Genomic DNA, 14,201 nt, shown 5'->3' with positions numbered 1-14,201 from the left:
GCCGCAACCTACCTCGAGCAGAATAAGTACAATAAGCGGCTTCAAAAATAGCCCCTGATACGAACACGCTAAAAAGAATGTTCAATTTATAGTTCTCTACCCCTCCCGCTTGGACACAATTCGATCTCCCACAAATACTATTATCGAAAAAGCCACAATCCCCAATAAGAAACTAACTGTCAAAATGGTCTCAACCTTTTCGTTTCCCATAAAAATTAGAACCACATTGAAAACGCCGGCCAAACTGAAATAAATTGCCAGAAGGGTAAAGTATGGGGACATAGCTTCGTGTGCCACGATCCACGTCTCCTTCGATTTCAGCACATTAGGAGTAAGAATCCCAGGCAAAGACGTATATTCCCAACGCTTATAGCTTCCCTTCGGAGATTCTTTTGCAATAAAGAATGTAAAAACACTCAACAAGGAGAAGGTAAAAATTGTAAATAGAGCTGAAGTAATCAAACTTTCACTCCTAGGATATTTTCAATTAATTATTACTTAAATCATTTTCCCAACAGATAATTTTATAGAATTGAAACTATCCTAAGGTGGTCATAATTTCACCATTTCAAGATATAGACCTAGCACCCCTTCCATAATTACCAAGAAACTCGGGTGCCCCGTAGTTAACGTAACCCCATGTAGCAAACAGGCCATGGCAATCATTAATAGTTTTCAAACCATCTCGCCCCAACCCACAAAAATCCCCCTGCCAGTTGGTTCCTGATTTCTCAGTCCAACAAACAGGGGGGGATTTAGTGAGGATACGACCTATTTAGTGATCGTCCCAGTGACCCTCGTGAAGGGCGTGGCGGTGTCCATCGTGGATGTAGTCAACGTGGTCGCCGTGAGGAACAGCTACGTGTCCACACTCAGGGCCATGCTGGTGATCGTGGTTCTCGTGAACATGGTGCTCGGCAGTCTCGCACTCATCCCAGTGACCCTCGTGCTCGCGGTGGAGGTGGCCGTCATGGACGTAATCAACGTGGTCGCCGTGAGGAACAGCTACGTGTCCACACTCAGGGCCGTGAGCGTGGGTGTGCTCTGCGTGGGTTGCACAGGACATGGTGAACTCCTTTTCTCCAACAAGCGGCACCCGAAACTGTTGGAGTTTCAGCCCCGCTCCGTTATTTTCAACAAGATCTACAAACTGAAAATAACACCGATCTCAAAGATTTTCAACACGTTTCATTAATGGAAATGGCATCGCTTAGCCATTAGGTGCCAGCACCTCTTTTTCCTGTTCAACAAGCACCACCGCACCTACACTGGTGAGTTGTGCACCAGAAGATTGGGAACGTCGACAAGCTAGCTGCAGCCCTCGCCGCGCTACTGAGCAGCGTATATGTGGTGGATTTCATTACAACACCAACACCACTTTCCGCTGTTCTTATGGCCTGCGCCCTGGCATTTATCCCGGCTCTGCTCTTTTTGCACCGCAATGTCCCCTGGATGGCAGCGCTCAACCTCGGAATCCTAGGTGTGTGGGCACTGGTGTGTCTCATAGCTTTCCCCGCCAATCTCGGGGTTCCGCCTCAGTTGATTGTTGCTCCTTGGGTGATATTTTCCGCAGCTCGCACCGAGTCTTCTCTTGTAGTTCGCAATGTATTCATTGCGTGCTTGGCAGGATCGCTACTGTCACCCGCCATGTGGAAAGTCGCAGATATCGGCAGGGTCGAATATCGAGGCCTGATAGATGCGCCACTGATGCTGCTTGTTCATTGGCTTATTGCTCTCACCGCGTTGCTTCTTGGACGGGCAGTCAAAAGCCGTAAAGAAGCCCAGCTTGCGCTGGTTATGCGAGAGCGAGAACGGGAGCGAACCCTTATCGCTGCCGAGATTCACGATGTTCTCGCCCACTCGCTCACGCTCATCCGCATGCAAGCTGCTGCAGGTATAGCCGTTCCCAGCACGGCTAACGACGCACTCACCACGATCCATTCCGTAGCCGGCGAGGGCATCGCTGAGGTTCGTTCCATCATCCACGCGCTCGGCAGTAACGGCATCTCCGCCCCGGAATCCGCCAACCTCGACGATCTTTTTCAGCGGTTTCGGGAACAGGGCCTAGAGATCACGGCATCTGTTGCCGATCTCTCCAACGCCTCTCCCATCACCCAGCTTGCTGCTTATCGAATTATCACAGAGTCGCTCACCAATGCACTCAAACATCAACGTCCCCCTATCAGCGCCGATGTCACCGCGAACACCGACCCACGCGGCATCAGCATCACATGCACCACCCACGGTGACTCCGCATCCACGCCTACTCACGGGGGCTTTGGACTCGTCGGACTGAGCGAACGCTGCGCAGCCCTCGGGGGCACACTCACACACAACTTTGCTCACAAGCATGCGACGATAACCGCATGGCTCCCCAAGGAACAACCATGACCACACGCATTGTGCTTGCCGACGACCAACCTCTCCTCCTCAGCGCTCTTCAAACAATCATCGACGCACAAGAAGATTTTTGTGTGGTAGCCACCTGCAGCGATGGAGCTCAAGCCGTGACGGCACTGCGTTCAGACCCCACCATAGACATCGTCATCATGGATATTCGCATGCCGGTCATGGATGGAATCGAGGCTCTTACACAGATCCGCCAGGTTGCCCCTGAGGCGCGCGTCATCATGCTGACGACCTTTAACGTTGGAGATTACGTAGACCGAGCTTTATTTGCCGGCGCCCATGGTTTCCTTTTAAAGGACGCCGAACCCGACGAACTGATCAGGGCAATCCGCACCGTCGCGCGTGGAGAATCCATTCTCAGCGCCGGCGTCACAGGCCATGTGCTCGACATGTGGCGATCCCAACTGAATGGTCTTTCGCCGGCCATCCCAGCCGAACAAAAGCAAGGCCTGAGCCTTCTCACTCCCAGAGAACATGAAGTCTTTCAGCTGGTAGCGCAGGGAATGAACAACTCAGAGATAGCCAGCGCGCTTGTGGTCTCAGAAACAACAATCAAAAGTCACGTTTCTTCGCTCCTTGCCAAGCTGCACTGCCGCGATCGGGTGGGCTTGGTTGTACTTGCAGGTAGAATGTAAAAAGACTCCCAGTAAAACCCTGCGAGCACGCTTGTCCCCCCTTCATTGTTAGGAGAGATGTCCGTGGTTTCATATTTCATTCTCGTGGTAGGTCTCTTACTTATTGCTGGGCTGAATTATGGGCTCAACAAAGCCACCACGTCCGGATCTCTTGTTCGCAATAATCTCATCGGAATCAGAACATACGCCACGCTATCCTCCGATGCCGCATGGATTACCGGCCATAAAGCAGCCATGCCGTATGTCCGATACAGCGCGTATGTCGGCATCCTGGGAGCCATGACTTCGCTCGTGGCACTGTACCTTGTTACCCGCGACGGCACCATCTCTCACAACGCTGTATACGCACTTCCCATCACGTTTTTCATTGCCCAACTGCTCCTGCTCATAGTTGCCTCGGTAAAGGCTAATGCCGCTGCTCAAACAGTCCAGGAATAACAGCTCGCCGAACCACGCCATGCGTACACGTCTCCTACTGCAGTAGGAGACGCATTTGGTTCCACAGGAGGGCGCTTTACACTCTTTGATAACCGACGATAAACAGTATGGAATCTTCGGTGGAACTCTCAGACGTTGCAGTAGATATACACGGTACTCGCATCCTCTCATCAGTAAGTTTTAGCGCCAGCCCTGGACGTGTTCACGCCGTCCTGGGCCCCAATGGTGCCGGAAAATCCACCACATTTAAAGCACTTTTAGGTCTTATCCCAATAAGCACTGGTAGCGTCCGCATCTTCGGGGAGCCTTTGCGTAAAGAACACCTGGCCAGCATCGGAGCCAGTATTAACGGGCCAGCACTTTATAGCCACCTCACTGCCCGTGAAAATCTTCAGGTTCACAGCTCTTTGCTTGGCCTACCCTCTTCAGAAATAGATCGAGTGCTCTCCATAGTCGGATTATCGGATACTGGAAGGAAGAAAACCCGCGCATTCTCTACCGGCATGAAGGCCCGTCTAGCGCTGGCTATTGCGTTACTTGGCAACCCCCGCATTTTGCTTCTCGACGAGCCCCAGAACGGCCTCGACCCACAAGGCATCGCAGATCTGCGTGCCTTTTTACAACGATGGGCTGCTGAGGGAAACACCGTTATAGTCAGCTCTCACCAACTCGGGGAGATCGCACGCCTGGCACACGACATCACAGTGATCAAGCATGGAACAACCCTCTTCTCTGGACCTGCGGCAACGCTCGCTAACCACGGCGACCTTGAGAAAGCATTCTTCCAGCTCACCGGGGAAAAGGGAGAACACTGATGCAGCTACCGTGGAACGCATATATAAAAACGGAAGCGATCAAGGCCCGACGAACATCTTTGATTTATCTTCCTTTTGTCGGTCTTTTCCTTGCACTGATGAATATCACCCTTTCGCAGTTAGCCAGCGGACAAGGGTTTCAAAGCACACCGTTCGCCTGGCAATCGCTCTATATCACCGGTATTTCGGCGCCCATTCTGGCTCTTATTGCCACCCTGCCAGAGCGACGAGAGGTACTTGCTCAGGAAGGCGGAATTCCTACCCATGCAGTCTCGATGCAACGGTTACGCCTGGCTCGCTTCCTCCTCGTATGCATCTCCTCGTTAGCTTTACAGCTCCTGCTTTTTGTCCCCATGATTCCGGTTGGGGCACCACCGCTCGCAGCATTCCTCGCCATTTTCTTTGCGTGGATCGGATCTCTCGGACTCCTCGGGCTTTTTAGTGCTCTCGGTAGAGTCATAGGACTTATCCCCACCTTGCTGGTAGCAGTGCTATGGCAGATCGTAGGGGTTATTTCTACGGAGAAGGAATTCTGGTACTTTTCCCCACCAGCGTGGGCGCTACGCATCATGCTGCGTCCCATGAATATCCACATCAACGCTGTCCCATTGGAACCAGACTCTCCCCTGCGTACAGAGTCCCCCGCCCTCGGCCTCATGCTCTGCCTACTTTTGGCCGTGTTAGCCGGTGTTCTTACGTACTCGGTTTCTCCAGCTTCTCCAACAGCGGAAAAACACCGTTGCTTTTTCACGCAACACCGGCAATATCGGGACCGAACCCGCACTACAACAGATAAAGACCACACTGCATTCGACCTTGCACATATAGCTCAAGGAATAGGCCGGAAACCAGTCGGCTACCTCAGAACAATCGGCGCTTTTGCTCGCTCCTTGCGCCGAACTGGCATTTACCCCTTATCCATTCTCACGGTGATGCTTATTACCCTGACGGTCTTCATCTACTCAGAGACCACCGCTATACAGCTCTATTCTTATTTCCTTGTGCCACTGGGCACCGGATTTCTATCTGTACTGAGCTGGTACGCCACGCGTTCTGTCTATTCCCAAAGCGCACTGGACAATCCCCGTGCTCATACCGGCTTCGCGCTTACGCATACCGCCATCGTGTCTGTGATTACGCTCGTGGTGGCGGCTATCACGAGGGCTCCTTTCCCCAGTATTGTGCTGTTGCTCTTAATCGGCAGCGCACTGGCCACAGGTTGCTGTGCAGCTGTAATGAGGTTTGGGAATGCAGCCCCTATAGTGCTTAGCCTCATCGTGTGCGTTTTTTCCATCACAATCGGCGGAGACGTTCTTGCGCACACCAAACTCTGGGTGATCGGAATAGCCGGCTGGCCATTACTTGCTTCAGCGGATCCCATGCGTTTTACCACGGCTTTCGCATTGAGCGTACTGCTCTGCGGCTGCTCGTGGTGGGCCTTTCACAGCGCAAGCAAAAAGCACCATATTTAGCCCATTGTCCATTTCCATAAGCACAACCGTCGGTAGAATGGAGAAGCATGTTTAACCCTCGAAATGGACTCCCAGTTCCTCCCGCATGGCTAGAAACGGCGATCTTTTATGAGATCTATCCGCAAACTTTCTACGACTCTAACGGTGATGGAATCGGCGACGTGCAGGGGATCGTCGATAAGCTTGATTACATAGCTGACCTTGGCGCAAACGCGTTATGGATCAACCCTTGCTTCGACTCCCCCTTTAAAGACGCAGGATACGACGTCCGCGATTACTACACAGTCGCACCTCGCTACGGCACCAATGCTGATCTAGAAAAGCTGTTCACTGAAGCCCACAACAGAGGGATTAAGGTTCTACTCGACCTTGTCCCCGGGCACACCAGTGAGCAGAACGACTGGTTCCAGTATTCCTGTAAAACGGAGCCCAACCAGTATTCGGATCGCTACATCTGGACATCTCACGCCTTTGATAACGGCGACGGCCTCCCCTTTATCGGAGGCGAGGCGCCTCGCAATGGCACCTATATCCTCAACTTTTTCAAGAGCCAGCCGGCACTCAACTATGGCTTTAACAAGAAAACACGCCCCTGGCAGCAAAGCGTTGATGCCCCTGGTCCGGTAGCCAACCAAGAAGAGATGGCCAACATCATGCGCTACTGGTTGGACAAAGGCGCGGACGGTTTCCGAGTAGACATGGCCGATTCCTTGGTCAAATTTGATGGTGAAGATAAACAAGAAACCATCAAGGTGTGGCAGAAAATCTTTGCGAGATTCCGCAATGACTACCCAGAGGCGGCATTTGTTTCAGAATGGGGTAAACCTATTCAGGCGCTTAAGGCCGGCTTTGACATGGACTTTTACCTAGATTGGCGCAACAACGGCTACAACGTCTTGGCTCGCAACACAGACGATCCGCTAGGGCGCAGCGAAGACCTCAGCTTTTTCAAGCAGTCATCCGGAACCTCGCCGCAGGAATTCATCGACCAATACTGGCCACAATATGAGCAGATCCGCGATCTCGGATACTTCAGCCTGATCTCTTGTAATCATGACACCCCACGTCTTGCGCCTCGACTCAACGATGCCGAGCGTCGTCTTTTCTTCATATTTCTGCTGACCATGCCCGGCGTCCCCTTCATCTACTACGGCGATGAAATTGGCATGCGCTACCTCGACATTCCGACCAAAGAGGGCGGATACCAACGTACTGGTACCCGCACACCAATGCAGTGGGATGCGACAAAGAAAAACTGCGGTTTCTCCAGCGCACCGACAGAGGAGCTGTATCTTCCACAAGACACAGCCGCTGATGCTCCGGATGCAGCCTCGCAAATGTTGGACCCCGCGGCGTTACGCCCCTTCGTGCAAAAGCTCATCGGGCTGCGATCGGAACACCCCGAGCTGCACGCAGACAGCGACTTCTCTTTCCTGTGGGCACACGATAACTCCCGAATCCTCGCATATCGCAGAGAATCCTCAGGTGGAAACCGCTGTGCAGTAGCACTTAATGCTGGCGACACCGCAGATAGCATCACTCTGGAATCCCCGGCGACCATCATCGTGAGCTCCGGCAACGCCCGAGTGGAGGGGAATACCGTGCACTTAGGGCCTTCCTCGGGAGCAGTGGTGGAATTGGCGTAAAAATATACGCGGTGCAGGGGCATGTCAGTGCGGGGCATAGTCGCAGATCCGGCTGGTCATCCCCTCAGCCGTCGTACCTTTCTTAGTGCGAGGGCCAACCACACGAGACACCAAGGCAGCAAGGCATTGCCTTGGTAGCACGACCCCCAGCAACCTGCTGAATGTAATGCATCGAACATTGACAGGCTGAGAAATATTTATTTTTATTAAAAGGTCTTTAAAGATCTTAATCTAAGCCATCAGCTATCCGAGGAGGTGACATCGATGGACACCAGTGCGAGTCATCTTCCTGCGCAACAGACGACACCTGGACAATCCCATGCGTCCATCGATTCGCCTTGCACGCAGGAATAAACCCGCGCTTTACGCCATCGATGAATCTGCTCTACCCACACAAGGGAGATCACGATGCATCAGGTCAATCTTTCACCAACTACACCACCAGCAGATGCCTCAATGGTGGACATTCTGCGTTCCCACACACCGGAAGCTGCCGCCCAGTGGTTTGCGGCCATGCCGCACAGCACGGTAACCACGCTTATCGCAGAACTTTCCACAGATGACCTATACTTGCTGGCCACAGCACTAACCCCAGAGAATGCCAGAGTTTTACTCACAACCCTTGGCCCCGAGGCAGCCGCCCGCATCCTGCAAGCTTTACCGCCACGGGAGTGCGCGGAGCTCGTCGTTACGCTCGATACCGATGTCGCCGCACAAACGCTACGGCAGCTAGGCATTAGTTCCGACGAGCTTGTCGACGACCTCCTATCAGCCTTGCCTGTGTCCACATCGGCGGTGCTCTCGCAAATACTTGCCTGGCCCACAGAATGTGCGGGTGCCTGGATGCGCCCGGAAGCAATCCACGTTCCCGTGCACTCAGATGTGGGGGCAGCTGCGGAGGCATGTCGACAAGCCCCTGCAGCTTTAAATGAAGGCATCTTTATCGTGGATTCCGACATGCACGTGGTGGGATGGCTTGCCCCGGCAGCGCTCATCACATCTCCGGACGAGACGCCTATTGAGGACGTCATGATCGATGCCGCCACGCTAAGGACCTGGTCAACCGGTCCGCTCAGCGACCAGGAACAGGCGGTAAAAGTGGCCCGGCGCTCTCCCACTGGCTCAGTCCCCGTTCTAGATGCCGACCATGTCCTTGGGGTGATCACCCGACACTCCATCACGCGCATTCGCGAGTCGGAATTGCGGGAGGACAACGCTCTTCAAGGCGGCGCTTCGCCTCTCGACGTCTCCTACCGGCAGGCTTCAGTAAAAGAGCTTTGGCGGGTCCGGATAGTCTGGCTGGCGCTATTGTTCTTGGCCGAGATGTATACGGGAACCGTCCTGCGCTATTTCCACGATGAGTTAGAAGCAGTGGTCGCTCTGGCGTTTTTCATTCCCTTACTGATTGGCACCGGCGGGAACATCGGTACCCAAATCACCACCACTCTCATTCGGGCAATGAGTACCGAGAATGTGCGACTCCACGACATCGGCCGAGTGCTGACTAAAGAATTGGGAACAGGCCTGCTGCTGGGACTAGCCATGGGCGCATTAGGGGCGCTTCGCGCTTGGAGCCTAGGCGTAATCCAACCGGTCATCTTCACGGTTGCCATTGCTTTGGTGTGCATTTGCTTGTGGTCATCGCTGATCGCATCCATTCTTCCGCTCATACTTAAAAAGCTTGGCGCAGACCCCGCAGTGGTATCCGGCCCCATGATTTCCACAATCGTCGACGGCACGGGGCTTGTCATCTATTTCACCGTCGCCCGACTTGTCATTCTGGGAGGCTAACCCCACAATCACCAGCACGATCATCAGCACGGCACACCAAAAAGTATTAGAAATGACATTCATTTCTGTTTAATATTGTCCAGGTGCCCCACCAAAACACGATGAAACACCTCAACAACAGACCGGCGGGTACCAGCAATCAACGAACCACCCGCCAACGTCAAGCAGCTAAAACACGAGCCCTCTGCGCTGCACTAACGTGTGCAATCCTCATTCTCCTCATCCTTTCCGGAGCAACCGGGACCGTTGATGTCAGCTTTTTAGAGGCTGCACAAATAGTGACAGGACACCTCGTTCCCAACATGCCGTGGATGAGCGATGGCAGCCTTAGCACCCTGCAAGATCAGGCGGTGTGGCAATTCCGTTTGCCTCGCACCTTGCTGGCAGGGGTTGCGGGTGCCGGCCTAGCTCTAGCGGGAGCATTGATGCAGGTTACCGTGCGTAATCCCCTTGCAGAGCCCTATATCCTCGGTGTCTCCTCCGGCGCAAGCGTGGGGGCCGTGCTGGTGATCGTTTTTGGTTCAGCAGCTCTTGGCGGCCTCCCCTTACACATCGCCGCCTTCCTGGGTGCGCTATGCGCATGCATCGCAGTCTCGCTCCTGGCAAGGAAAGATGGCTCACTTTCTCCCACGCGCATGATTCTGGCGGGCGTCGCTTTAGGCACACTATTGAGTGCCATAACAAGCTATCTCACCATTTCCACCAGCGCGCAGAATGTGGTGAGCGTGATGTTCTTCCTGTTGGGATCGGTGTCGGCGGCGTCGTTAAGCAGCGTGGTGGCACCGTTGGTCGCGCTTCTTGTTTCACTCGTGGTGACCTACGTGCTGGCAAGGCATCTCAATGTACTTATGACCGGCGACGAATCCGCCATGTCCTTAGGAGTGAATGCGATGAAACTTCGCGCACTTCTTTTGGTCATAGCATCGGTCCTCACGGGGACGGTGGTGGCTGTTGCCGGTGGCATCGGATTTGTGGGCCTTGTTGTCCCTCATATCGCGCGCATCGCGGTGGGCGCGGATCACCGCCGAATGATTCCGGTAACGGTACTGGGCGGCATGGCATTTCTTATGGCAGCAGATCTACTAGCTCGCACAATCGCGCACCCCACGGAGGTTCCGCTGGGCATCCTCACCGCTTTTGTGGGTGCACCCTTCTTCCTGTGGCTTATGCGACAAGGCGGCGCAGAGAAGGCGGGGTATGGCCAATGAACATCGAATTTGATTACGTGAGCGTGGAATTATCCGGCCGGACTGTCGTTGATCAAGTCAGCGCTTCAGTGGAATCTGGCCAGATCCTCGGGCTGGTGGGGCCAAACGGTTCAGGCAAGTCCACACTTCTTCGCACCGTGTACCGCGGCCTTAATCCCGCGTCAGGAACCGTACGACTAGGAGGTGAGGATGTTCGCGCGCTTTCTCATCGCGAGGTTGCCCGGCGCGTGGCGGTCATGTTGCAGGATTCTCCCACCGATTTCGATTTAACCGTTGAGGAGACAGTGATGTTGGGGCGCGCCCCGCATCATTCGATTCTGGGCCGAGATACCGGTGAGGACGTCCACATCGTGGAGGAGGCGATGCACGCCACCGACGTCGCAAAGCTCGCGGACCGCATGGTCTCTACGCTGTCCGGCGGCCAGCGACAACGGGTGCTCCTCGCCCGCGCGCTTGCCCAGCGCACCCCGGCTTTGCTTCTCGACGAACCCAGCAACCACCTCGACATCAGCCACCAACATGAGCTCATGTCCACCGTGGCTTCTCGCGGTGGCACAGTCATCGCAGCACTGCACGACCTGAATCTTGCAATGCACTATTGCGACCAAGTGCTCCTTCTCAAACAGGGATCAGTGGTGGCTATGGGCACCCCTTCACACGTTCTCACACCAGAACTCATCCGCGAGACCTTTGCCATCAACGCCCACCTACTCCCAGGGCCAGTAGATCCCGTTCTCGCGTTTACTCCCCTTTCCTCCAGCCTTTAAGGATATTTAATGCGTATCTCTCGCTCCCTCATCGTTGTAACTTCCACAGCGCTGCTGCTCACAGCGTGTGGCTCTTCCGTAACAGCGCCAGAAACGTCCACCAGCTCAGCGGCCAAGGCCGTGACCATATCCAACTGCGGTCGGGAACTGAGCTTTGATAAAGCCCCCGAGACCCTCGTGGGTATGCATCCAGCACAGACAGAGCTGCTGATCCGCCTAGGACTGACGGAAAAGATCGTTGGACAAGCTCAGGCGAAAGCGCAGGCCTTGCCTGATGATGTCGTGGATAAGGCAAAAAGCATCCCCACCATTGGCGGTGTAATGCCCCCGAGCCGCGAGGAACTCCTTGCGGTTACACCGGACTTTGTTTACTCGCCCACCACCTATGAATTCTCAGCCAAACAGGGGTTTGCCAGCATAGAGCAGCTCAAAGAAGCTGGCGCCGCCGCCTATGTTGCCACTGGTGGCTGCGAGGACCGACGCATGACAGGCGAGGTTTCTGACCTCTTCACTGACCTCACCAACCTGGGAACCATCTTTGGGGTGCAAGAAGAGGCTCAGAAGATGATTGATAAAGACAAAGCCGAGCTCGAAGGCGTAGAAAAGGCGCTGAAAGGCCAAAAGAAACTACGCGTCGCGCAGATCTACATGGAAGGCAACACTCTCCAAGCCATCGGCGCTGGCATTGAATATGACATCCTCAAGCGCGCCGGAGCAGACAACGTCTTCACTCCAGACCAGAAGAACTTCTCCGATTTCTTTGCCTCAACGTTAACCCCCGAGGCACTTGCGGCCGAGAACCCCGAGGCCATCGTCTTTGCGGCTTATGACGCAGACCATGAAAAATCCACGCGCGACTACCTGGCCAAGACGTTCCCGGACATGCCGGCAGTCCGCGACAACCGCATCATCTCAGTGTCCACGTCCGATATGTTCCCCGGAACACAAGGAAACGTTAAAGCTGTGAAGCACATCGCCGGCCAGCTCTACCCCGGCGCGTTTAAATAGGCCATCACGCACAATAGCCCCCCTACTGTGTCGTTTTTGAGAACGCTAGCGCCTATCGGATCTCTAAACCCCCAGGACGCGTTTTCTACCGTTCTCAAAAACGACAATTTTCCGGGGGCACGTCAGCTCCCTCGAACTTCTCGGGGGAGCTTTTCCATAGACAGCGATATCATTTAATGATATATATTATTTAACGATACATTCAACACAGTGAAACATAACGAAAGGAGAGCATCGTGGCCCGCAGCTCCGGGTTTGATAGCGGCAACCTCAGCGACGCCGCCGTTCACATCCTCTTAGCCCTCACAAAGCCCCGCCACGGCTACGCGGTAATGCAGTTTCTTCACGACGCAAGCCACGGCCACATCGACATCGGCCCCGCTTCCCTGTACACCACACTGAAAAAACTCACCGCAGCCAGCCTTATCACTGAAGTAGACACCGACGAGAACCGCCGCATCTACCACATCACCCCCCACGGACACGAGGTTCTCACCGCCAATCTCGAACGCCGCCGCCAACTCATCGCTATGGCCGACTCAATCTTGGAGACATCATGAACACCACCCGACTAGGAAGCGGACTCGCCTTCTCCCCCAACAAGGATCTAGAAATGTTCTCCCGCATGGCGGCCAAAGGAAAGCACCTCGCCGGAGTTGGGCTTGCTGGACACGGATGGACCTTTACTAACGGAGAACCCGAGCAGGCCACTTTTGACCTCGTCTACGAGCGCAATCCCCACAAAGATTTCTACGATATTTTCACCGCAGCCGGCTGGACGCACGTCCTCAGCGCAAGTGACATTCATATTTTCAAAGCGCCACCTGGCACCACCCCGGCCCACACCAGCCTCGAATCCAAGCGTGAGGAACTCACCCGTCAAATAAAGATTTTCTCCCGCTACAGCGCACTAACCCTGGCAGTCTTTATTGCCGCTGTTTTCCTCATCACGCACGTGCAGCTACCCTCCTGGGCTAATCCCCTGATAATGGCGCTAACGCTCGTCCCTGTGGTGTACACCGTGATGCCGCTTCTGGGTTTCTGCTGGCACCGATTCAGGCTCCCCACACCGCAGTCGTTTGCTTGAGGCGGGCGGCGTCGACAAGCGTGGGCAAGCCTAGCGGGGCGTATCTTAGTCAGTGTCATGCAAGCGAACGGCACCCCCTCGGCAGGAGAACACATGTACCCCCTTGTCACCGCAGAATGGCTCAACCAGCACCTAGGACGCACAGATGTAGTGATCCTTGATGCCAGCATCAGCCTCGCCCCTACTCCCGCCTCCCACTCCGAGTACATACCCGGGGCAAAGATTATGGATATCGACGGCGCATTTTCCGACCTCACCAGCGATGTTCCGCACACCATGATCTCAGAAGCGGAGTGCGAACGGCAGCTGCGGGCGCTGGGGATCAACGATGATTCCATCGTCATCATCTACGACAACCAAGGCATCTATTCCGCACCCCGAGGCTGGTGGATGCTGAAGTCCATGGGGCTGCCCAATGTCGCAGTACTCGACGGCGGACTCCCCGCCTGGCAAACGCACGGATTCCCCACAGAGGCGCACCCCAGTGCCCCGGCCGAACCCGGAACAGTGACCACGCGCTTTCAGCCCGACTACTTTGTCACGGCACAACACGTGCTTTCCTTGCTTGACGACGCCCCCACCGCCGTCATCGACGCACGCTCCCACGAACGATTCCTCGGGCTTGCACCTGAACCCCGCAAAGGGCTCCGCCCCGGACACATGCCCGGCGCCATCAATATCCCTTTTACGACTGTCCAAAACAACAACCTGATGCTTCCTCCACAGCAGCTTCGCGAGATCTTCTCCGAAGCCTTGGGCAACAAACAAAGAATCATCGCGTCCTGCGGATCAGGCGTCACCGCTTGCGTCATCACCCTCGCCGCCACGCTCGCCGGATACGAGGACCTCGCAGTATACGACGGCTCATGGAGCGAATGGGGACGCCCCGGCGACCTGCCCGTAACAGCGTAAAGCCTTATGAATG

15 protein-coding genes are annotated in these 14,201 nt (G+C 54.7%); 13 read left to right on the top strand and 2 right to left on the bottom strand.

Going from position 1 to position 14,201, the window contains the following annotated elements; translation table 11 throughout:
• Positions 1-96: 96 nt before the first annotated feature.
• Together CULFRC11_RS11460 and CULFRC11_RS10955 are read right to left on the bottom strand one after the other, a co-directional pair.
• Complete coding sequence (locus CULFRC11_RS11460; protein ID WP_390073774.1) at positions 97-348, bottom strand: SdpI family protein; 252 nt, start codon at positions 346-348, stop codon at positions 97-99.
• A gap of 427 nt (positions 349-775) precedes the next feature.
• A complete protein-coding gene (locus CULFRC11_RS10955; RefSeq protein ID WP_080669049.1) occupies positions 776-1,066 on the bottom strand; it encodes a hypothetical protein in 291 nt (96 codons plus the stop codon).
• Between the two features lie 212 nt (positions 1,067-1,278).
• Between CULFRC11_RS10955 and CULFRC11_RS00330 the strand changes: the two genes are divergently transcribed.
• From CULFRC11_RS00330 to CULFRC11_RS00270, 13 genes are all read left to right on the top strand, one after another.
• Positions 1,279-2,391: a sensor histidine kinase gene (locus tag CULFRC11_RS00330; RefSeq protein WP_038620252.1), complete on the top strand. Its 1,113-nt coding sequence runs from the start codon at positions 1,279-1,281 to the stop codon at positions 2,389-2,391.
• Positions 2,388-3,044, top strand: a complete 657-nt coding sequence (locus tag CULFRC11_RS00325) for a response regulator (protein ID WP_023634822.1) — start codon at positions 2,388-2,390, stop codon at positions 3,042-3,044. Before CULFRC11_RS00330 ends, CULFRC11_RS00325 begins: the two co-directional genes overlap by 4 nt.
• 57 nt (positions 3,045-3,101) lie before the next feature.
• Positions 3,102-3,482, top strand: coding sequence for an SdpI family protein (locus CULFRC11_RS00320; protein WP_023634821.1), 381 nt, complete (start codon positions 3,102-3,104; stop codon positions 3,480-3,482).
• Positions 3,483-3,589: 107 nt separating this feature from the next.
• The gene (locus tag CULFRC11_RS00315; protein WP_031269822.1) at positions 3,590-4,297 is read left to right on the top strand and encodes an ABC transporter ATP-binding protein; all 708 of its coding nucleotides are present in this window, start codon (positions 3,590-3,592) and stop codon (positions 4,295-4,297) included.
• On the top strand, positions 4,297-5,769 hold the full coding sequence (locus tag CULFRC11_RS00310; protein ID WP_023634819.1) for a lantibiotic immunity ABC transporter MutE/EpiE family permease subunit: 1,473 nt from the start codon (positions 4,297-4,299) through the stop codon (positions 5,767-5,769). The genes CULFRC11_RS00315 and CULFRC11_RS00310 overlap by 1 nt, the downstream gene beginning before the upstream one ends.
• Before the next feature lie 47 nt (positions 5,770-5,816).
• Entirely contained in the window at positions 5,817-7,415 is a 1,599-nt protein-coding gene (locus tag CULFRC11_RS00305; protein ID WP_023634818.1) for an alpha-amylase family glycosyl hydrolase, read from the top strand.
• 408 nt (positions 7,416-7,823) lie between these two features.
• Positions 7,824-9,206 (top strand): magnesium transporter, encoded by a 1,383-nt coding sequence (locus CULFRC11_RS00300; protein WP_023634817.1) that lies wholly within the window; start codon positions 7,824-7,826, stop codon positions 9,204-9,206.
• Between the two features lie 83 nt (positions 9,207-9,289).
• Positions 9,290-10,414 (top strand): FecCD family ABC transporter permease, encoded by a 1,125-nt coding sequence (locus CULFRC11_RS00295; RefSeq protein WP_031269819.1) that lies wholly within the window; start codon positions 9,290-9,292, stop codon positions 10,412-10,414.
• Positions 10,411-11,181, top strand: a complete 771-nt coding sequence (locus CULFRC11_RS00290) for an ABC transporter ATP-binding protein (protein WP_023634815.1) — start codon at positions 10,411-10,413, stop codon at positions 11,179-11,181. Before CULFRC11_RS00295 ends, CULFRC11_RS00290 begins: the two co-directional genes overlap by 4 nt.
• A gap of 9 nt (positions 11,182-11,190) precedes the next feature.
• Positions 11,191-12,189, top strand: a complete 999-nt coding sequence (locus tag CULFRC11_RS00285; protein ID WP_038620249.1) for an ABC transporter substrate-binding protein — start codon at positions 11,191-11,193, stop codon at positions 12,187-12,189.
• 236 nt (positions 12,190-12,425) lie between these two features.
• Complete coding sequence (locus tag CULFRC11_RS00280; protein ID WP_014525113.1) at positions 12,426-12,749, top strand: PadR family transcriptional regulator; 324 nt, start codon at positions 12,426-12,428, stop codon at positions 12,747-12,749.
• Positions 12,746-13,276, top strand: coding sequence for a DUF2812 domain-containing protein (locus CULFRC11_RS00275; RefSeq protein WP_023634813.1), 531 nt, complete (start codon positions 12,746-12,748; stop codon positions 13,274-13,276). Before CULFRC11_RS00280 ends, CULFRC11_RS00275 begins: the two co-directional genes overlap by 4 nt.
• Positions 13,277-13,369: 93 nt before the next feature.
• Positions 13,370-14,188, top strand: a complete 819-nt coding sequence (locus tag CULFRC11_RS00270) for a sulfurtransferase (protein WP_023634812.1) — start codon at positions 13,370-13,372, stop codon at positions 14,186-14,188.
• Positions 14,189-14,201 lie beyond the last annotated feature (13 nt).

It is taken from the genome of Corynebacterium ulcerans (assembly GCF_000767685.1).
Classification (GTDB): Bacteria; Actinomycetota; Actinomycetes; order Mycobacteriales; family Mycobacteriaceae; genus Corynebacterium; species Corynebacterium ulcerans.
Note: the sequence above shows the minus strand (reverse complement) of the source record. Positions and strands in the feature narration are given on the sequence as shown.